Source organism: Pantoea sp. USHLN256 (genome assembly GCF_037149875.1).
GTDB classification, from domain to species: Bacteria; Pseudomonadota; Gammaproteobacteria; order Enterobacterales; family Enterobacteriaceae; genus Pantoea; species Pantoea nemavictus.
Window position 1 is genome coordinate 1 of record NZ_JBBCQO010000048.1, and the last position, 224, is coordinate 224.

The window sequence follows — 224 nt, forward strand, 5'->3', positions numbered from 1 at the left end:
ATGTTGTTATTCATTTCTTATTACGGAGAAATGAACCAACACGTCGTTTCAATTTTCAGCTTGTTCCGGATTGTTAAAGAGCATAATACTTCGCAGCACACCGTTTCCGGTACGCTCTGAAGTATTGTTTTGAGTCACTGTAATGGTGGAGCTAAGCGGGATCGAACCGCTGACCTCCTGCGTGCAAGGCAGGCGCTCTCCCAGCTGAGCTATAGCCCCATACA

At 46.9% G+C, this 224-nt stretch carries 1 tRNA gene; it reads right to left on the reverse strand.

The features are described from left to right. Positions 1-143 precede the first annotated feature (143 nt). Positions 144-219: transfer RNA gene (locus WFL93_RS24200), tRNA-Ala, on the reverse strand. Positions 220-224: the final 5 nt, after the last annotated feature.